This window comes from Frigoribacterium sp. CFBP9030 (assembly GCF_034045195.1).
Lineage (GTDB): Bacteria > Actinomycetota > Actinomycetes > Actinomycetales > Microbacteriaceae > Frigoribacterium.
This window is the reverse complement of sequence record NZ_JAXCWG010000013.1, coordinates 63,363-82,288: the sequence shown is the minus strand read 5'-3', so window position 1 is coordinate 82,288 and position 18,926 is coordinate 63,363. Positions and strand designations below refer to the sequence as shown.

17 protein-coding genes and 1 tRNA gene are annotated in these 18,926 nt (G+C 72.7%); 14 read left to right on the top strand and 4 right to left on the bottom strand.

What is annotated here, in order from left to right:
• Positions 1-1,997, bottom strand: a 1,997-nt coding sequence (locus SOM13_RS13135; protein ID WP_320479961.1) for a TPM domain-containing protein, incomplete at its 3' end; no start/stop codon positions are given.
• A 106-nt stretch (positions 1,998-2,103) separates the two neighbouring features.
• Complete coding sequence (locus SOM13_RS13130; RefSeq protein ID WP_192058155.1) at positions 2,104-2,511, bottom strand: hypothetical protein; 408 nt, start codon at positions 2,509-2,511, stop codon at positions 2,104-2,106.
• A gap of 70 nt (positions 2,512-2,581) precedes the next feature.
• Here SOM13_RS13130 and SOM13_RS13125 point away from each other — a divergent pair, with 70 nt between their 5' ends.
• From SOM13_RS13125 to SOM13_RS13115, 3 genes are all read left to right on the top strand, one after another.
• Positions 2,582-3,466, top strand: coding sequence for an EamA family transporter (locus SOM13_RS13125; RefSeq protein ID WP_243215639.1), 885 nt, complete (start codon positions 2,582-2,584; stop codon positions 3,464-3,466).
• A gap of 95 nt (positions 3,467-3,561) precedes the next feature.
• Positions 3,562-3,777 carry a hypothetical protein gene (locus SOM13_RS13120; RefSeq protein ID WP_192058151.1) on the top strand — a complete coding sequence of 72 codons (216 nt, stop codon included), beginning with the start codon at positions 3,562-3,564 and terminating at the stop codon, positions 3,775-3,777.
• Positions 3,778-3,863: 86 nt separating this feature from the next.
• On the top strand, positions 3,864-4,430 hold the full coding sequence (locus SOM13_RS13115; protein WP_320479960.1) for a recombinase family protein: 567 nt from the start codon (positions 3,864-3,866) through the stop codon (positions 4,428-4,430).
• A gap of 17 nt (positions 4,431-4,447) precedes the next feature.
• Here SOM13_RS13115 and SOM13_RS13110 read toward each other — a convergent pair.
• Positions 4,448-4,522, bottom strand: a tRNA-Arg gene (locus SOM13_RS13110).
• 89 nt (positions 4,523-4,611) lie between these two features.
• Here SOM13_RS13110 and SOM13_RS13105 point away from each other — a divergent pair.
• A complete protein-coding gene (locus tag SOM13_RS13105; RefSeq protein ID WP_192058145.1) occupies positions 4,612-5,280 on the top strand; it encodes a pyridoxine/pyridoxamine 5'-phosphate oxidase in 669 nt (222 codons plus the stop codon).
• Positions 5,281-5,354: 74 nt separating this feature from the next.
• Complete coding sequence (locus SOM13_RS13100) at positions 5,355-6,113, top strand: gamma-glutamyl-gamma-aminobutyrate hydrolase family protein (RefSeq protein ID WP_320479959.1); 759 nt, start codon at positions 5,355-5,357, stop codon at positions 6,111-6,113.
• Positions 6,114-6,190: 77 nt separating this feature from the next.
• Here SOM13_RS13100 and SOM13_RS13095 read toward each other — a convergent pair whose 3' ends face one another.
• Entirely contained in the window at positions 6,191-6,844 is a 654-nt protein-coding gene (locus tag SOM13_RS13095) for a hypothetical protein (protein ID WP_320479958.1), read from the bottom strand.
• A gap of 144 nt (positions 6,845-6,988) precedes the next feature.
• Here SOM13_RS13095 and argS point away from each other — a divergent pair, with 144 nt between their 5' ends.
• The 9 genes from argS to prmC all read left to right on the top strand — a co-directional run bounded on the left by argS (position 6,989) and on the right by prmC (position 18,893).
• Positions 6,989-8,653: an arginine--tRNA ligase gene (argS, locus tag SOM13_RS13090; protein WP_320479957.1), complete on the top strand. Its 1,665-nt coding sequence runs from the start codon at positions 6,989-6,991 to the stop codon at positions 8,651-8,653.
• Positions 8,650-9,402, top strand: coding sequence for a DUF2993 domain-containing protein (locus SOM13_RS13085; RefSeq protein WP_320479956.1), 753 nt, complete (start codon positions 8,650-8,652; stop codon positions 9,400-9,402). The genes argS and SOM13_RS13085 overlap by 4 nt, the downstream gene beginning before the upstream one ends.
• Positions 9,403-9,482: 80 nt before the next feature.
• Complete coding sequence (lysA, locus tag SOM13_RS13080; protein WP_320478304.1) at positions 9,483-10,886, top strand: diaminopimelate decarboxylase; 1,404 nt, start codon at positions 9,483-9,485, stop codon at positions 10,884-10,886.
• Between the two features lie 91 nt (positions 10,887-10,977).
• On the top strand, positions 10,978-12,312 hold the full coding sequence (locus SOM13_RS13075) for a homoserine dehydrogenase (RefSeq protein WP_192058133.1): 1,335 nt from the start codon (positions 10,978-10,980) through the stop codon (positions 12,310-12,312).
• Positions 12,312-13,394: a threonine synthase gene (gene thrC / locus SOM13_RS13070; RefSeq protein ID WP_192058130.1), complete on the top strand. Its 1,083-nt coding sequence runs from the start codon at positions 12,312-12,314 to the stop codon at positions 13,392-13,394. The genes SOM13_RS13075 and thrC overlap by 1 nt, the downstream gene beginning before the upstream one ends.
• Positions 13,391-14,344: a homoserine kinase gene (thrB, locus tag SOM13_RS13065; protein ID WP_192058128.1), complete on the top strand. Its 954-nt coding sequence runs from the start codon at positions 13,391-13,393 to the stop codon at positions 14,342-14,344. Before thrC ends, thrB begins: the two co-directional genes overlap by 4 nt.
• Before the next feature lie 255 nt (positions 14,345-14,599).
• Positions 14,600-16,921, top strand: a complete 2,322-nt coding sequence (rho, locus tag SOM13_RS13060; RefSeq protein ID WP_320479955.1) for a transcription termination factor Rho — start codon at positions 14,600-14,602, stop codon at positions 16,919-16,921.
• A 2-nt stretch (positions 16,922-16,923) separates the two neighbouring features.
• On the top strand, positions 16,924-18,006 hold the full coding sequence (gene prfA, locus SOM13_RS13055; protein ID WP_192058124.1) for a peptide chain release factor 1: 1,083 nt from the start codon (positions 16,924-16,926) through the stop codon (positions 18,004-18,006).
• On the top strand, positions 18,003-18,893 hold the full coding sequence (gene prmC / locus SOM13_RS13050) for a peptide chain release factor N(5)-glutamine methyltransferase (RefSeq protein WP_414655527.1): 891 nt from the start codon (positions 18,003-18,005) through the stop codon (positions 18,891-18,893). The genes prfA and prmC overlap by 4 nt, the downstream gene beginning before the upstream one ends.
• Positions 18,894-18,926 lie beyond the last annotated feature (33 nt).

The following is an 18,926-nucleotide window of genomic DNA, read 5'->3' as shown; positions in this document are numbered from 1 at the left end:
CCGCCGCCCCCGCCGAAGCCGCCGCTGCGGCCGCCGAAGCCCCCGCCGCCGCCGAAGCCGCGGCCCCCGCCGCCCCCGCCGCTGAAGAGCCCGCCGATGATCAGTCCGGTGACGATGCCGCCGAGATCCGCTCCGCCCGACCCGCGGCCCCCGCCGCCGCCGTAGCCGTAGCCGCCACCCCCGCCGAACGGCGAACCCTGCTGGTACGACGAGACGTCGGACGCGGCCTCGCTCGAGGCCGCCTCGGCGGCCTGGTTGGCCAGGTGGGCCTCGCCGAGGGCGGCGTCGCGGTCGACGGTGGCGAGCGAGACGGCGGTGGCCAGGTGCCGCTCGGCCTCCGACAGGCGCGTCCGGGCGCCGGGCCCCACGGCACCGCGGCGGGTCTCGATGAAGTCGCGGGCGGCGCTGATCCGACTGCGCCCGGACAGCAGGGCCTGATCGAGCGCGGCCTGGGCCCGACGCCGAGCGGTCTCGGCGTCGCGGACGGCCGCGAGGGCCGCATCGACCCGGGTGTCGGCGTCGTCGAGCCGGGAGAGCACGGCCAAGGGGTCGGCGGGGTTCTCCGCGGCGAAGCGGAGGGCGGCGTCGACCGTCGTGACCGTCGCCGCGAGGTCCACCCCGCGGGGAGCGGCCGAGGGCTCGAGGGCACGGGCCGTGTCGAGATCGGTGCGGAGCTCGGCGGTCAGAGCGCCGATCCGGCTCTGAGCCGTCGCCAGCGAGTCTCCTGCACGATCGACGGCGTCGGCGAGCTGGTCGACCTGCCCGAGCGCCTGTCGTCCGGCTCGGATCCGGGCGACGGCCTGGCCGGTCTCGCCCGCCGAGAGATGGGTGCGGGCGGCCTCGGCGCACTCGTCGACGAACTCGAGCAGACGCTCGGCCTGATCGACGTTGCCGGTGATGGTGGCCACCGCGGTGGGGGAGTAGGTGCGCGACAACGCGGCGAGCGTCGCACGCGTCTCGCCCAGCCGGGACCGGCGCTCGTCGCGTGCTCCGGTCAACGCGGCGGCGTCGGCGGGCGCGTCGTCCTCGGCACGTCGCATCTCGTCGAAGGCGTCGGACTGCGCGTCGAGCGCCGTGCCGGCCGACTCGCAGAGCTCGACGATGCGCAGCGTCCACTCGCGACGCTGCTCGGGGCTGTCGGGGACGTGGTCGTCCAGTCGCTGACGGAGCTCGAAGGCCTCCCGCGCACTCGATCGGGCCGATTCGAGGGCCTCGGCGAACGGCCGGGCCGCCTGGTCGCCGAACTGGGCGGCGGCGAAGCCGACCTCCTGGGCCCCGGCGGTGATCTCGTCGTCGAGGGCGACGAGCAGGCCCGCCGCCCGCCGCTCGATGTCGTCCTGCTCGGCACGGGCCGCGGCGAGGGCGCGGTTGCGCCGGCGGCGGCGGGCGATCGCGACGGCGACGACCACGGCGATCACGACGAGGGCCAGCACCCCCAGGGTCCAGAGCAGCCACGTCGCGTCGCCGCCCCCGGACGAGCCGTCGTCGCCGCCCGACCCCGACCCGTCCGTCCCGATGGCGTCGGCGAGCGAGGTCGCCGCCCCGGCCCAGTCGCCGTCGCGCAGCTCGGGCACGAGCACGTCGGTCTCGAGGGCGGACTGGTCCGCGGCGGTGATCGACGAGCCGTCGGCGACCGAGAGGTCGTACAGGCGGTCGTCGATCGCCACGGAGAGCAGCACGTCGTTGACGCCCAGCTGATTCTGCTCGGCCGTCGCCCGACCCCAGGCGGCGCGGTCGGAGGGCGACGTGAACGAGTCGACGTACACGACGAAGAGGTTCGTGCCGTTCTCGGCCGCGAGCGAGTCGAGCGACTGCTCGACCCGCTGCTCGTCGGCGTCGGTCAGCACGTCGGCCTGGTCGACGACGTACGCGCCGGCGAGATCCACCGGCGCCACCGCCTGCGCGGCCGTGGCGCCGACGAGCGTCCCTCCGAGCGCCAGAGCACCCGCCAGAGCGATGCCCGTCATGATCCGACCACTCCGTGCGACGACGCCCACGACTCTCCCCTCGATGATGGGGGCGAGTCTAGTGACGGGCACCGACACGTCGCCCGGGCGACGGCCGGGGGCGGTCACGCCGTGTCGAGTGCGCGCCGCGCCGAGATCACTCGACGAAGAGCAGGGCGACCGAGGCGACGGCGCACACGGCGCCGACCGAGAGCAGCACGCCCCCGGCCAGACGGAACGCGTGTCCGTCCTCATGCGGGGTGTCCGTCCGCACCGAGGAGGGGCGGCGAGGGTCGTAATGGACCGTCAACTCGGTCTCCACGGGCGTCTCGATGGCGTAGTCGGCGAACTGGGTCTCGTGCAGGTCGCCCCACGAGTCCATCCAGCGCGCCGTCGCGACCCGCGCGTAGTCCGGAGCGGGGATGACGACGGCGACGGTCTTCTCGTACCGACGGGCCCGGCGTCTCGAGACCGCGGCGGCGATCGAGAACGGCGTCCCCGCGATGAACCCCAGCCAGCCGAACATCTCGACGACCGACGAGATCACGGGCAGGGCGTCGGACATGCCACGATCGTAGTGCCGCACCGCGGCGCAGGCCCCCGAGGCCCCCGTCCGTCCGTGAGGAACCCCCGCCGTGAGTCGATCCCCCCTCGACGTCGTCCCCGCCCCGATCCTGGCGGTCGGGGCCATCGTCTCGGTGCAGTTCGGCGCCGCCCTCGCGCGGACCCACTTCGACGCCGTCGGCCCTCTCGGCGCGGCGGCCCTCCGCCTCGCCTTCGGCGCCGTCATCCTGCTCGCCGTCTTCCGCCCCCGCGTCCGCGGCTGGGACGCCCGCACGTGGCTGGGCGTCGTCCTGCTCGGTCTCGCGCTCGCCGGCATGAACTCGCTCATCTACCTCGCCATCGACGTCGTCCCGCTCGGCGTCGCCGTCACGCTCGAGTTCCTCGGCCCGCTCGTCGTGGCCCTCGTGCAGACGCGACGCTGGCTCGACGCCGGCTGGGCGGTGCTCGCCCTCGGCGGGGTCGTGGTGCTCGGCTCCGATTCGAGCGGCGCGATCCCCGCGCTGGGCGTCGTGCTCGCGCTCGGCGCCGGGGCCTTCTGGGCGGGCTACATCGTCGCCAACGCGAACCTCGGGCGCCGCGCCGACTCGCTCTCCGGGCTGGCCGTCTCGATGCTGGTCGCCGCCGTCGTGGTGGTGCCGTTCGGCGCGGCCGACGCGACCGCCGCCGTGATGGCCGACCCGCGCCTCCTCGGCGTCTTCCTCGTCGTGGCCGTCGCGACGTCGGCCGTCCCCTACGCGCTCGAGATGGTCGCGCTGCGGCGACTGCCCACCCGGGTCTTCGGCGTGCTGTCGAGCCTCGGGCCCGCGATGGCCGCACTGGCCGGGCTGGTCGTGCTCGGCCAGGGGCTCGGCGCCCGCGAGCTGATCGCCCTGTCTCTGGTGACGGCGGCGAGCGTCGGGGTCACCGTCACGGCGCGTCGACGGGTGGTCGTGGTGGCCGAGCCGCCACCCGCATGACGTTTTCCGGATGATCTGTACCCCACTCACGGGGTACGGGCGTACTCTCGCCTCATCGGACCAGAGTCGGTCCGAGGCAAGCGAGGAGGAACACCATGGGAGCCGTTCTCGAGAAGACGTCCCGGGCAGAGGTCGTGCCCCTGGGCGACGGGTATCACCGAGTGTCCACACCCACCGCCGGCGTGATCGGCTTCGTGCACGAGTCCGAGGGTCGCTTCGAGGTCCTGCGGGGTCGGGTCCGCACCGCGACCCGTGCCGAGGGCGTGTACCGCACGCTCGACGTCGCGGTCATCGCGCTCACCTACTCCTGATCCGCACGTTGGCGGTGCCCACCGGCACCGCGTCCGAACCACGGCCCCGCCTCGGCGGGGCCGTTCGTCTCTGAGAGGGGTCCGTCATGGCGGTGATCGGCTACGCCCGCATCTCGGACGACGACCCGGCCCCCGACCGGCAGCAGGCCGTGCTCGAGGCGGCGGCGTGCGAGCGCATCTACATCGACCGGGCCACGGGGCGTCGCGAGCGCCAGCCCTTTCTGGTCGACGCGCTGGCCTCGCTCCGTGACGGCGACGTCTTCGTCGTCACGCGGCTCGACCGGCTGGGCGGCTCGGTGGCGGCGCTGCTCGATCTCGTGGCGGGGCTCGACGACCGCGGTGTCGCCTTCCGATCGCTCGACGACGGCATCGACGAGATCGGCCCCTGGGGTCGGTTCTTCTTCCGTACGGCGTCGGCGCTGGCCGGTCACGAGCGGTCGCTCGACGCCGAGGCGGGTCTGGCGGCGACGAGGCGCCGTCGGGAGGCGCGCGAGGCGATGTCCCGCAGCCGTCAGACTCTGAGCAGTCGCCGGCTGCGGATCGCCCGGGTGCTGCTCGCCGACGACATGCCGATGCGCGACGTCGCCCGCCATCTCGACGTGCCCGAGCGCGTTCTCCGCCGCGGACTCGAGGGCCGCGAGGCGGATCAGTAATCGGTCGGACGATTCTGTGGTGCCCCCAGAAGGATTCGAACCTTCGCCCCTGCCTCCGGAGGGCAGTGCTCTATCCCCTGAGCTATGGGGGCCCGGGACGTCGTCCAGGTTAGCAGCCATTCCGTGCGCCTCCCGACGCCGCTCCCGGTCGCGCCGCATCCCCGGGGAGCACGCTGGTGCCATGAGCACCGACGAGTCTGCCCCGATCCTCCGCGACCGGCTGCGCCAGGCGAAGCCTCCCCACCCCGACGTCCCGGCCCTCGACCCCGGGGCCGCGCCGGACGACCCCCGCGAGCTCGTGGTCGAGTGGCTCGTCGACGCCGTCGAGGCCGGTGTCTCGCAGCCGCAGGCGATGACGCTCGCGACGGTCGACGCCGACGGCGCGCCGGCGTCCCGCGTGGTGCTGCTGAAGGACGTCGACAGCGCCTTCTGGTTCGCGTCGTCGTCGCTCAGCCCGAAGGGGCGGCAGATCGAGGCGGAGCCCCGCGTCGCCCTCTCGTTCTTCTGGTCCGAGCGGGGTCGGCAGATCCGGGTGGGCGGCCGCGCCGTCGCCGGGCCGCGCGAGGTGAGCGAGTCCGACTTCACCTCGCGGCACCCCGCCTCGAGGGCCGGCGCCATCGCCCTCCCGCAGAGCAGCGTGATCGACGATCCCGAGGAGGCGCGGCGCGCGCTCGACGCCGCCCGTGCGCGCATCGACGAGAATCCCGAGTTCGCCCCCGACGACTGGACGGCCTACCGGGTCGAACCCGAGTCCGTCGAGTTCTGGCAGGCCACGAGCGGCCGCGATCAGGTGCGTCTGCGGTACGACCGCGACGGCGACGGCTGGACCCGCGCCTCCTTGTGGCCCTGATCCGGCCGGGTTCGAGGGCGTAACGCGGCGACACGGAGCTCGCACCCCGGCCGGGCGGCTACGACGATGGGTGCATGCCCTCCGAGCCCCTCCGCCTCGCCGTCGTCGAGGTGACCCGCCACCGCCCGCACGCTCCGCGCTACGACGCGTACGTGCAGACGATGGTGGCCCGGGCGCTCGGCGACGCGGCTCGCGGCGGGTGGGTGGCAGAGCGGCTCGCCGCCCGCGATCTCGGGGCGGACGCCCTCCTCCGCGAGACGTCGCGGGCCGACGCCGTCGTCGTCCTCGGCGGGGAGGACGTCTCGCCCCATCTCTACGGCGCGCAGGGCGGCTACCCCGGCGAGGGGCCGCACGACGTCGTCGCCGACGAGGCGCAGATCGCCCTCGTGCGGCGGTCCCTCGAGACGCTGACGCCGGTGCTCGGCATCTGCCGCGGCCACCAGATCGTCTCCGTCGCTCTCGGCGGCACGCTCGTCCAGCACCTGCACGACGAGAGCGGACTGCACCGCACCGGGGGAGTCCCCGCCGATCTGTCGATGACCGACCACTCCGTCGCGATCGAGCCGACGAGTCGGCTCGCGGGCGTCCTGGGTAAGACCGCCGTCGTCCGCAGCTCGCATCACCAGGCCATCGGTCGACCCGGCGACGGCCTCGTCGTCGTGGCACGAGCGGCCGACGGCGCCGTCGAGGCGGTCGAGCACGAGCGCGCTCCGATCACCGGCGTGCAGTGGCATCCGGAGGACCCGGGCGCCGATCGGGCCCAGCTGCCCGCCCTGCTCGCACGGCTGCGGCACGAGGCCCTGGCGAACCGCACGTCCGTCCGCGCCGCCTGAGCCGCCCCGCCCGACGCGCGGCCCCGAGTCGCGGAGGCGGTCCAAGCCGAGGAGCCGAGGAGCCGAGGAGGCGCGGGTCAGCCGGTCGCGCCGGTCGCCTGGAGCGCCGCCACCACCTGCGCGGCCATCGGCTCGGCCGAGCCCGGCTCGACGAACGCGGTCGACTCGATCACGACGTCGTAGGGGAGGGGGAACAGCTCCGCGCGGCCGACGCCCCGCTCGATGTCGAAGTAGCCCTCGACGCCGTAGGTCGGCACGGAGTTGCTCGAGGCGACGAGGTCGTTCGCCAACGAGGTGAGCCCGGCGTCGTCGTACTGCGCTACCCCGAGGGTGATGGTCTCGCCCGCGGCGTCCGTCCAGGCGCAGAGGGTGCCGTCGGCCGTGGCGATGCGTCCGAGCGGGGATGTCGTGGCGCTGTCGGCTGCGTCGGCGTCGTCGGCGGCGGGCTCCGGTGCCTCCGCGGCGGTGAGCCCCGGGTAGAGCGCGGACAGGGAGGCGGGGTCGACGAGACTCGCGCAGTCCAGATCGACCGGCGTGCTCACCAGCGTCGGGGGCGTGGCGGTCGGGGACTCCTCGGGTGCCGGGTCGGCGGACGCGGCGGCGGACGACTCGGAGGTCGGGGCCCCCGTCGGCGGGGCCGCCGAGGTGCAGGCCGCGAGCGGCAGTGCGGCTGCTCCGACGACGGCGGTGAGGGCCAGGCCCCGCAGGAAGCGGTGATTGGTCGACGTCATGACCACCATCCTCTCCGACGGAGGCTATGGATGCCATCGGACGCCGTGGGGCACGGTCGGGCGACGCCGTGTGCCGTCCGATGCCGCCGGATGCCGGACGGCGCCCGGCTCCCCGCCCGTCGTCTGCCGGTAAGATCGTCGCTCGTGACTCCCGCCGAACTCTCCTCGTCCCTCCTCGCCGTCGTCTCGGGTGTCCTCGAGCGTCGCGGCCTCGCCGACGAGGTCGAGGTGACCCCGGCCGACGTCGTGCTCGAGCGCCCGCGCAATCTCGACCACGGCGACTGGACGACCAACGTCGCCATGAAGTTCGCCAAGCGCGTCGGGATGAACCCCCGCGAGCTGGCGACCGAGATCGCCGGCGAGCTCGCCGAGGTCGACGGTGTCGCCGACGTCGACGTCGCCGGCCCGGGCTTCGTCAACATCCGTCTCGACGCCGCGGCCGCGGGTGCTCTCGCCAAGGTCATCGTCGAGCAGGGCGAGTCGTTCGGCCGGGGCGACTACTACGAGGGCGTCACCATCGACCTCGAGTTCGTCTCCGCCAACCCGACCGGCCCGATCCACCTCGGCGGGGTGCGCTGGGCGGCGGTCGGCGACAGCCTCGCCCGCGTCTTCCAGGCCCAGGGGGCGCTCGTCACCCGCGAGTACTACTTCAACGACCACGGCGGTCAGATCGACCGGTTCGCCCGCAGCCTCCTGGCCAGCGCACTCGGCGAGCCCACCCCCGAAGACGGCTACGGCGGTCTCTACATCGCCGACATCGCCGCCCGCGTCATGGCCACCCACGACGGCGACGTCCGCGAGCTCCCGCGCGCCGAGGCACAAGAGGTCTTCCGCTCGGTCGGCGTCGACTTCATGTTCGCCGACATCAAGAAGTCCCTGCACGACTTCGGCGTCGACTTCGACGTCTACTTCCACGAGAACTCCCTGCACGAGTCGAAGGCCGTCGAGCGGGCGGTCGCGCGCCTCCGCGAGCTCGGTCACATCTACGAGGCCGAGGGCGCCACCTGGCTGAAGACCAGCGACTTCGGCGACGACCGCGACCGCGTCGTCATCAAGACCGACGGCGAGGCGGCCTACATCGCCGGCGACCTGGCCTACTACCTCGACAAGCGCGAGCGGGGCTTCGAGCGCAATCTGATCATGCTGGGCGCCGACCACCACGGCTACGTGGGTCGCATGATGGCGATGTGCGCCGCCTTCGGCGACGAGCCGGGAGTCAACCTCGAGATCCTCATCGGGCAGATGGTCAACCTGCTCCGCGACGGCGAGCCCCTCCGCATGTCGAAGCGCAACGGCACCGTCGTCACGATGGAGGACCTCGTCGACGCCGTCGGGGTCGACGCCGGTCGCTACTCGCTCGTCCGCAGCCCGGTCAACAGCTCGATCGACATCGACCTCGATCTGCTGACCCGACGCAGCAACGACAACCCGGTCTTCTACGTCCAGTACGCCCACGCCCGCACCCGTGCGGTGGCCCGCAACGCCGAGGCCGCCGGCGTCACCCGCGAGGCCTTCGACGCGTCGCTCCTCTCGCACCCGACCGAGGCCGCCCTGCTCGGCGCGCTCGCCGAACTGCCCCGCGTGGTCCGTCAGGCCGCCGAGCTCCGCGAGCCGCACCGCGTCGCGCGCTACGTCGAAGAGCTGGCGGGCACGTACCACCGCTGGTACGACTCGTGCCGGGTGACGCCGCTCGGCGACGAAGAGGTCACCGATCTGCACCGCACCCGGCTCTGGCTCAACGAGGCCGCCGGTCAGGTCATCCGCAACGGCCTCGGGCTGCTCGGCGTCTCCGCTCCGGACCGCATGTGACCGCCTCCGACGGTGCGGGCGCAGCGCGACCGGGGCGTCGCCGCGGTCGCGTCGTCGTGATCGTCGCCCTCGTGCTGGCGGTGCTGGTCGGGCTCTTGGTCGTGGCCGACGTCGTCACCCGCGACGTCCTCGAAGACCGCGCCTCGGCCGAGATCGAGACGACCTCGGGCATCGCGGGCGTAGAGGTCGACATCCACGGCACGTCGATGCTCTGGCAGCTCGTGCGGGGCAGCCTCGACTCCGTGACGCTGTCGTCGGGCTCCGAGTCCGAGCCCCTCCGATTCCGGGTCGACGTCGTCGACGTCCCGACCGATCTCGTCGGAGCGACCGGCGCGGCGACGGGCACGGTCTCGGCCGACGCCGCGACGGTCAACCGTCTCGACGGCATCCGCGATTCAGGAGGCGCGGTGACGTTCGGCGACCGCGAGGTCACGTACACGAAGAGCTTCGCGGTGCCGATCATCGGGGACGTGCCCGTCGACGTCTCCGCCTCCGCCGCCGTCGCCGACGAGGGGCGGGCGATCGCGTTCACGCCGACCGCGGCCTCGCTGCCCGACACGTCGTTCCGACTCGACCTCTCGAGGTTCCTCGGCGACTTCGCCACCACGGTGTGCGTGGCCGAGTACCTGCCGACCGGTGCCGCGATCACGGCGGTCGACGTCGCACCCGGTCGTGCGTCGATCGACCTGTCGAGCCCCGGTCTCGACCTGTCCGAGCCGGTGCTCGACGACGAGGCCACCTGCTCGTGATCGACCGAGCCAGCCTCGCGCCGCCCCCGCGGTCGGTAGGCTCTGACCACATCCCGCCGTCCCCGAACACCGAGGTGCCCGTGTCGTCGAATCCCCTCGCCCCCGCCTGGCTCCAGGTCCCGGCCGAGCCCAACGCCCTCGACGCGTCCGTCTGGTCGCGCACGGCGGCCCGCGACGAGTCCTCGGGCGAGATCACCCTCGGCGGCGTGACCGTCGGCGAGCTCGCCGCCCGCTACGGCACCCCCCTCTACGTCGTCGACGAGGCCGACGCCCGAGGCCGTGCCGCCGAGGCCGTCGAGTCGTTCGGTCGCGAGTTCGGGCGCATCGGCACCACGGTGTCGGTGTACTACGCGGCGAAGGCCTTCCTGTCGGTGGAGATCGCCCGCTGGGTGGCCGCGGCAGGCATGCGCGTCGACATCTGCACCGGCGGCGAGTTCGCCGTCGCCCGAGCGGCCGGGGTCGACCCGGCGCTGATGGGATTCCACGGCAACAACAAGTCGCTCGGCGAAATCGACCGCACGGTCGCGGCGGGCATCGGCGTCATCGTGCTCGACAACGCCGACGAGGTCGTCCGCGTGGCCGACGCCGCCGATCGCCACGGGGTGGTGCAGGCCGTCCGGCTGCGCGTCAACTCCGGCGTGCACGCGTCGACCCACGAGTACCTCGCGACGGCGAGGGAGGACCAGAAGTTCGGGGTGCCCCTCGCCGACGCACCCGAGGTCGTCGCCGCCGTCCGAGGGCGCGCGTCGCTGAGGTTCCTCGGTCTGCACTCGCACATCGGCTCGCAGATCTTCGGCAGCGACGGCTTCGCCGAGGCCGCGTCGCGCCTGCTCGGCGTCCACGCCGACCTACTGCGCGACGGCGACGTGCCCGAGCTGAACCTCGGCGGGGGGTTCGGCATCGCCTACACGAGCGCCGACGACGCCCGTCCTCTCACCGAGCTGGCCGCGGCCCTGGCCGACATCGTCGACCAGGAGTGCCGCCGACTCGGCATCCCCGTCCCGGTGATGGCCGTCGAGCCGGGTCGCTCGATCATCGGGCCGTCGGGCACGACCCTGTACGAGGTCGGCACCGTCAAGGACGTCCTCGTCACCGCAGACGACGGCTCCGGTCAGGCCGTGCGGCGCTACGTCAGCGTCGACGGGGGGATGAGCGACAACGCCCGGACGGCCCTCTACGCGGCCGACTACTCCGTCGCGATCGCGAACCGCGCCTCCTCGGCCGACCCGGTCCTCGTCCGAGTGGCCGGCAAGCACTGCGAGAGCGGCGACCTCGTCGTCCTCGCCGACTACCTGCCGGGCGACGTCGCCCCGGGCGACCTGGTGGGGGTGCCCGCGACGGGCGCCTACTGCTGGAGTCTCGCGAGCAACTACAACCACGTCGGGCGACCGCCCGTGGTGGCCGTCGTCGACGGGGAGTCGCGGGTCATCGTCCGCGGCGAGACCGAGGCCGACCTCCTCGCCCGAGACGCCGGTCTCTCCTGAGACGTCCGTCGGGCCTCTCCGCCGACGCCACCGCACCTCCCGCACCGAACCGGGCCCGCCGATGCGGGCCCACCCATGAGAACGGAACGCCATGATCGAATACCGCAACGTGAGGGTCGCCCTGCTGGGAGCCGGCTCGGTGGGGTCCCAGGTGGCCCGGTTGCTCCTCGAGCAGGCGGACGACCTCGCCGGGCGCGCGGGTGCGGGGCTCGAGCTCGTCGGCATCGGCGTGCGCGACGTCGACGCCCGCCGCGACGTCGATCTGCCGCGGGAGCTGCTGACCACCGACATCGACTCGCTGATCCTCGGCGCCGACATCGTCGTCGAGCTCATGGGGGGCATCGAGCCGGCGCGGACCCACATCCTCAAGGCGCTCGGCTCGGGCGCCGACGTCGTGACGGGCAACAAGGCGCTGCTGGCGAGTCACGGCCCGGAGCTCTTCGAGGCGGCCGAGCAGGTCGGCGCGCAGCTGTACTACGAGGCGGCCGTGGCGGGTGCCATCCCGATCATCCGACCCCTCCGCGACAGCCTGGCCGGCGACCGGATCGTGCGGATCATGGGCATCGTCAACGGCACGACGAACTTCATCCTCGACCGCATGGACACCGACGGCGACACGCTCGAGGCCGCTCTCGCCACGGCCACCGAGCTCGGCTACGCGGAGGCGGACCCCACCGCCGACATCGAGGGCTACGACGCGGCGCAGAAGGCCGCCATCCTCGCCAGCCTCGCATTCCACACGACGGTGCCGCTCGATGCCGTGCACCGCGAGGGCATCACGCGCGTCACCCACGAGCAGGTCGTCGCCGCGCGCAAGGCCGGCTACGTCGTGAAGATCCTGGCGATCTGCGAGCGTCTCGTCGACACCGACGGGGTCGAGGGCGTCAGCGCGCGCGTCTATCCCGCCCTCGTGCCGCTCGGTCACCCGCTCGCCGCCGTGCACGGCGCGAAGAACGCCGTCTTCGTCGAGGCCGAGGCCGCCGGAGACCTCATGTTCTACGGTGCGGGCGCCGGCGGCGTCGAGACGGCGTCGGCCGTGCTGGGCGACCTCGTGTCGGCCGCTCGCCGCCACGTCATCGGCGGCCCGGGCGTCGCCGAGTCCACCCACGCGAACCTCCGGGTGCTGCCCATCGGCCACGTGACCACGCGCTACCAGATCACACTCGACGTGGCCGACCAGCCCGGTGTGCTCGCCGAGGTCGCCGGCGTGCTCAGTCAGCACGGGGTCAGCGTCCACAGCGTGGAGCAGACCGGGGGCGTCCGGCCGGAGGCGGCACCCGGCGACGACGACACCCCGGCCACCGCTACTCTGATCATCGGCACGCACCGTGCGCTCGAGTCCTCTCTCGCCGCGACGGTCGAGGCCTTGGAGGAATCACCGGTCGTGAACACCGTCACGAGCGTCCTGAGAGTCGAAGGAGCCTGATGGCCCACCAGTGGCAGGGTGTCCTGCGCGAATACGCCGACCGTCTCGACATCAGCGAGTCCACCCCGATCGTGACCCTGGGCGAGGGCGGCACTCCGCTCATCCCGGCCCCCGCGCTCTCGCACCGCACGGGCGCGAAGGTCTACGTCAAGTACGAGGGCATGAACCCCACGGGCTCGTTCAAAGACCGCGGCATGACCATGGCCATCTCCAAGGCGGTCGAGCACGGTGCCAAGGCGGTCATCTGCGCCTCGACCGGCAACACGTCGGCGTCGGCCGCCGCCTACGCGGCGCACGCCGGCATCACGGCGGCCGTGCTGGTGCCCGAGGGCAAGATCGCCATGGGCAAGCTCAGCCAGGCCGTCGCGCACGACGGTCAGCTGCTGCAGATCCAGGGCAACTTCGACGACTGCCTCGACATCGCCCGCGATCTCGCCGAGAACTACCCCGTCCACCTGGTGAACTCGGTCAACAACGACCGCATCGAAGGCCAGAAGACCGCGGCCTTCGAGGTCGTCGACGTGCTGGGCGACGCACCCGACTTCCACTTCATCCCCGTCGGCAACGCCGGCAACTACACCGCGTACACCCGCGGCTACCGTGAAGACCTCGAGGCGGGTCGCGCCACGCGTCTGCCGCGCATGTTCGGCTTCCAAGCCGCGGGCTCCGCGCCGATCGTCGCCGGCGAGGTCGTCAGGTCGCCCGAGACGATCGCGAGCGCGATCCGCATCGGCAACCCCGCCTCCTGGCAGCTGGCGCTCGAGGCGCGCGACCTCACGAACGGCTGGTTCGGGGCGATCACCGACGAGGGCATCCTCGCGGCCCAGAAGATCCTCAGCGCCGAGGTCGGCGTCTTCGTCGAGCCCGCCTCGGCTATCAGCGTCGCCGGTCTGCTCGAGCGCGCCGACGCCGGGGTCGTCCCCGCAGGGTCGACGGTCGTACTGACGGTCACGGGCCACGGCCTCAAAGACCCGCAGTGGGCCCTCCGTCGCGCCGACGGGTCGACCGTCGAGCCGACGGTCGTCGCGAGCGACACGGCACGCGTGGCCGAGGTGCTCGGGCTCGTCCCGGCCTCTGCATGAGCCCCGCCCCGGCCGAGAGGTCGGTCCTCGTCAGGGTGCCGGCGACGTCGGCCAACCTCGGCCCCGGCTTCGACACCCTCGGGCTGGCGCTGTCGCTCTACGACGAGCTCGTCGTCACGACGACCGCCGGCAGCGGAGTCGACGTCAGGGTGACCGGAGTGGGCGCGGGGGAGGTCCCGACCGACGCCTCGCACCTGGTCGTCCGCGCGATCGCGGCGACCTACGCGTCCGTCGGGCGCGACCTGCCGGGTCTCCGACTCGACGCCCGCAACGTCATCCCGCACGGCCGGGGGCTCGGATCGTCCGCCGCCGCGATCGTCGCCGGCATCATGGCGGCGAAGGGCCTCCTCGAGGGCGAGGTCGAGTTCTCGTCGTCCGACCTCCTCGCGTTGGCGGCCGAGCTCGAGGGGCATCCCGACAACGTCGCGCCCGCCCTCTTCGGCGGTCTCACGATCGCGTGGACGACGTCGACGGGGCCCGCTCACAAGCGACTCCTGGTGCATCGAGGCGTCTCGCCGGTCGTGTTCGTGCCCGAGACGACGCTCTCGACGAAGCTCGCGCGCAGTCTGCAGCCCGCCTCGGTGCCCCACGAGGACGCCACCTTCAACGTCTCCCGGTCGGCCCTGCTCGTCGCGGCCCTCGTGCAGAGCCCGGAGCTCCTGCACGCCGCCACCGAAGACCGCCTCCACCAGAGCTACCGGGCGAGCGCCATGCCCGAGACCGACGCCCTCATCCGTCTGCTCCGCGACGCGGGGCTGGCGGCCGTCGTGTCCGGCGCCGGGCCGTCCCTCCTCGTGCTCGGCAGCGACCCGGCCCAGCGCCTGTTCGCCAGTGATCTGGTGGCCGAGCACGGCGTGTCCGAGTGGCGCGCGTTGATGCTGGCCGTCGATCTCAAAGGTGCTACAGTCGTAGCGCACCCGGTAGAAAACTCAGATTTCCTGGGCATCTAGCACCGTTCGAACCTCCTCCCATCGACCTCGGGTCGATGCGATCCGATTCGGGCCGCATGGGGTTCCACGTCTTCGAGTCCCCGGGTCGCAACCATCCCGTAGTGCACATCTAGCAGTGTCCGCCTGCCGATCCGGCAGTCGTGCACCGCACCTCCGAGATCCTCTCCTGCAGCGATTCTGCGCAGGCGAGAGGCAGCGGGGTGTGAGCAGCTCTGCCCCGCCGTTCCGAGCGGGGGAGCGAAAGGAAACCATCCAGTGACCGACGTCAGCAACTCCGCGTCCATCGACCGCACCACCGAGCTCGGCGCCATGCGCCTGCCCCAGCTGCAGGCCCTCGCCTCGTCGCTCGGCATCAGCGGTCTCTCCAAGCTCCGCAAGGGCGACCTCGTGGCCGCCATCGCCGCGACCGAGGCCAGCGCCTCGACCGGCACCGTCGAGGCCCCCGCCGTCAGCGAGACCGAGATCCCCGCGGCCGCCGAGAGCATCGACATCGTCGCCCCCACGACCGAGGCGGCTCAGCCCACCCTCGACGTGGCACCCGCCGCCGAGGCGCCCGCCGTCGAGGCTCCGTCGTCCGACGCCGTCGAGGCTCCGGTCGCGCAGGCACCCGCCGCCAAGCGTCGCGGTTCGCGTCGTGCGTCGTCAGCCGCCGGCGCCCCCGCTCAGCGCGGGGCCGTCGACCACGTGAACGCCACCGAGACCGGCACCGAGCCGATCGTCGAGAGCACCGAGGCTCCCGTCGAGACCGCCCCCGCCGTCTCGGGCGCCGACCAGGCATCGTCCGCGACCGCAGCCGCGGCGACCACCGCCGAGTCGAGCGCGGCGCCCGCCGTCGCAGCCGACGAGACCCCCGCCGAGCGCCCCACGCGCAGCCGCCGCGGCTCGCGTCGCGCGACCGACGCCAGCGTGGCCGCCGCGCAGGCCCCCCAGCAGGACGACGCAGCGCAGGCTCCCGGCAGCGCCCCCGAGGCCGGCACCGCCGCGCAGGGCGTCACGGACGGCGCCGAGCAGCAGAGCGGTGCCGAGCAGCAGGGCTCCGACGAGCAGGGCGGCGACCAGCAGAACGGTCAGCAGGGCGGCGGGCGCCGCAGCCGCAACCGCAACCGCGGCGACCGGAAGAACGGCCAGAACGGCCAGCAGAACGGTCAGAACGCTCAGGGTGGTCAGCAGAACGGTCAGAACGGCCAGGCCGACGCCCCTCGCGTCGACGAGCAGCCCAAGCAGAACGGCGCCGACAAGAACGACGGTGCCCGGGGCGACCAGCAGTCCGCGGGTGCTCAGGGCAACGGGCCCCAGGGCAACGGCCAGCAGAACGACGAGGGCGGCCGTCAGGGCCGTGGTCGTCAGCGTGATCGCAAGCGCGGTCGCGGCGCCACGCAGAACGACGAGTTCGAGCCCGAGATCACCGAGGACGACGTCCTGATCCCCGTCGCGGGCATCCTCGACGTCCTCGAGAACTACGCGTTCGTCCGCACGACGGGTTACCTGCCCGGCGCCAGCGACGTCTACGTGTCGCTCGGTCAGGTCAAGAAGTACTTCCTCCGCAAGGGCGACGCGGTCGTCGGCGCCATCCGCCAGCCCCGTGAGGGCGAGCAGGGTCAGGGCCGTCAGAAGTACAACGCCATCGTGCGCATCGACTCGATCAACGGCCAGCCCGTCGAGGAGGCCGCCAAGCGCGTCGAGTTCAACAAGCTGACGCCGCTCTACCCGCAGGAGCGCCTCCGTCTCGAGACCGAGCCGCAGAAGCTGTCGACGCGCATCATCGACCTCGTCGCGCCCATCGGCAAGGGTCAGCGCGGTCTGATCGTCTCGCCGCCCAAGGCCGGCAAGACGCTCGTGCTGCAGGCGATCGCCAACTCGATCGCGAAGAACAACCCCGAGGTCCACCTCATGGTCGTGCTCGTCGACGAGCGCCCCGAAGAGGTCACCGACATGCAGCGGACGGTCAAGGGCGAGGTCATCGCGTCGACGTTCGACCGACCCGCCGAAGACCACACGACGGTCGCCGAGCTGGCCATCGAGCGTGCCAAGCGCCTCGTCGAGCTGGGTCACGACGTGGTCGTGCTCCTCGACTCGATCACGCGTCTGGGTCGTGCCTACAACCTGTCGGCCCCGGCCTCGGGTCGCGTTCTCTCGGGCGGCGTCGACTCGTCGGCCCTCTACCCGCCGAAGCGCTTCTTCGGTGCCGCTCGCAACATCGAGAACGGCGGCTCGCTCACCATCCTCGCGACCGCGCTCGTCGAGACCGGTTCCAAGATGGACGAGGTGATCTTCGAGGAGTTCAAGGGCACCGGCAACATGGAGCTCCGCCTGTCGCGTCACCTGGCCGACAAGCGCATCTTCCCGGCCGTCGACGTCAACGCGTCCGGCACGCGCCGTGAAGAGATGCTTCTCAGCCCCGACGAGGTCAAGATCACCTGGCGTCTGCGCCGGGCCCTCGCCGGTCTCGACCAGCAGAAGGCCCTCGAGATCGTGCTCGGCAACCTCCGCGAGACGCAGAGCAACGTCGAGTTCCTCGTGCAGGTCCAGAAGTCGGTCCCGGCGAACGGCCACGACAACGGCCACAAGGAGCACTAACAGTGTTCGAGTCGGTGGCGGTGCTGCTGGCCGAGCACGACGCTCTGCAGACCCAGCTCAGTGATCCCGCCGTCCACGCCGATGCGGCGCGGGCCAAGAAGATCAACCGGCGCTACGCCGAGCTCAGTCGGATCGTGGCGGCGCACACGGCCTGGCAGCAGGCCGGCGACGACCTCGAGGCGGCGCGCGAGCTCGCCAAAGAGGACGCCGCCTTCGCCGACGAGGTGCCGGCCCTCGAGCAGGGGCTCGACGAGGCTCAAGAGCGCTTGAGGCGCCTCCTGATCCCGCGCGACCCCGACGACGGTCGCGACGTGATCATGGAGATCAAGGGAGGCGAAGGAGGCGCGGAGAGCGCTCTGTTCGCCGCCGACCTCCTGCGCATGTACCTGCACTTCGCCGAATCGCGCGGTTGGAAGACCGAGATGATCCAGAGCGACGACTCCGACCTGGGCGGCTACAAGAACGTGCAGATCGCGATCAAGTCGAACGCGAGCGACCCCTCGCAGGGCGTGTGGGCGCACCTGAAGTACGAAGGCGGCGTGCACCGCGTCCAGCGCGTGCCGGCCACCGAGTCGCAGGGCCGCATCCACACGTCGACCACGGGTGTCCTCGTGTTCCCCGAGGTCGATGCGCCCGAAGAGGTCGACATCAACCAGAACGACCTCAAGATCGACGTGTACCGCTCGAGCGGCCCCGGCGGGCAGTCGGTCAACACGACCGACTCCGCCGTCCGCATCACGCACCTGCCGACGGGCATCGTCGTGGCGATGCAGAACGAGAAGAGCCAGCTGCAGAACCGCGAGGCCGGCATGCGCGTCCTCCGGGCCCGCATCCTGGCGCGCCAGCAGGAGGAGCAGGCGGCGATCGCCTCCGACGCCCGCAAGAGCCAGATCCGGGGGATGGACCGCTCCGAGCGGATCCGCACCTACAACTTCCCCGAGAACCGCATCGCCGATCACCGCACCGGGTACAAGGCCTACAACCTCGACGCCGTCATGGACGGCGCTCTCGGGGCGGTCGTCGACTCGTGCATCCAGGCCGACGAGGAGGCCCGACTGGCCGAGATCGGCGACACGGCGTCGTGAGCGACACCGTCTCGGGCGCCTTCGCGACCGTGAGCACCGTCGACGCGGCCCTGGCGGCCGCCGAGACGGTCCTCACGGCGGCGGGTGTCCCGAGCCCCGCCGTCGACGCCGAGCTGCTCGTCGCGCACGTCACGGATCTGGGGCGCGGGGTGGTCCGGGCCAAGGCGGTGACGCGGGCGCCCCTGGCGGAGGACGTCGTCGACGCACTCGCCGCGCTCGTCGTGCGCCGCGCCTCCCGCGAGCCCCTGCAGCACATCACGGGCACCGCCGCGTTCCGGGGGATGACCCTCGCGGTCGGGCCCGGGGTGTTCGTTCCGCGCCCCGAGACGGAGGGCGTCGCGCAGATCGCCATCGACGCGCTGCGCGCGGTCGCGTCCCCCCAGCCGATCGCCGTCGATCTCGGCACCGGCAGCGGGGCGCTCGCGCTCGCGCTCGCCACCGAGGTGCCGCACTCCCTCGTCTCGGCGGTCGAGCTGTCGCCCGAGGCAGCCGTCTGGACCCGCCGCAACATCGCCTCCGTCGGCGCCGAGAACATCCGACTCGTCGAGGGGGATCTCGCCGACGCGCTGCCCGAGCTCGACGGCTCGGTCGACGTCGTGGTCTCCAACCCGCCCTATGTGCCGCTCGGCATGATCCCGCGCGACCCCGAGGTGCGCCTGCACGATCCGGCGCTCGCGCTCTACGGGGGCGACGACGGGCTCGTCGTGGTCCGCTCGCTCTCGCTCACGGCACGTCGCCTGCTGCGACCCGGGGGAGTCCTCGTGATCGAGCACGGCGAACTCCAAGGAGGCGCGATCCGGGCGATCCTGCAGGCCGACGGATGGCGCGGGGCCACCACCACGACCGACCTCACGGGGCGCGACCGCGCGACCACGGCGGTGCGCTGAGCGGGCTCTGCGGTCCGTCGCACTACTATCGAC

What these genes read in the sequence shown, in the direction of transcription:
- SOM13_RS13130 (WP_192058155.1), bottom strand. Translation starts at nt 2,511, where the DNA reads ATGTCCGACGCCCTGCCCGTGATCTCGTCGGTCGTCGAGATGTTCGGC.
- SOM13_RS13120 (WP_192058151.1), top strand. Translation starts at nt 3,562, where the DNA reads ATGGGAGCCGTTCTCGAGAAGACGTCCCGGGCAGAGGTCGTGCCCCTG.
- SOM13_RS13115 (WP_320479960.1), top strand. Translation starts at nt 3,864, where the DNA reads ATGGCGGTGATCGGCTACGCCCGCATCTCGGACGACGACCCGGCCCCC.
- SOM13_RS13105 (WP_192058145.1), top strand. Translation starts at nt 4,612, where the DNA reads ATGAGCACCGACGAGTCTGCCCCGATCCTCCGCGACCGGCTGCGCCAG.
- SOM13_RS13100 (WP_320479959.1), top strand. Translation starts at nt 5,355, where the DNA reads ATGCCCTCCGAGCCCCTCCGCCTCGCCGTCGTCGAGGTGACCCGCCAC.
- SOM13_RS13095 (WP_320479958.1), bottom strand. Translation starts at nt 6,844, where the DNA reads ATGACGTCGACCAATCACCGCTTCCTGCGGGGCCTGGCCCTCACCGCC.
- SOM13_RS13075 (WP_192058133.1), top strand. Translation starts at nt 10,978, where the DNA reads ATGATCGAATACCGCAACGTGAGGGTCGCCCTGCTGGGAGCCGGCTCG.
- thrC (WP_192058130.1), top strand. Translation starts at nt 12,312, where the DNA reads ATGGCCCACCAGTGGCAGGGTGTCCTGCGCGAATACGCCGACCGTCTC.
- thrB (WP_192058128.1), top strand. Translation starts at nt 13,391, where the DNA reads ATGAGCCCCGCCCCGGCCGAGAGGTCGGTCCTCGTCAGGGTGCCGGCG.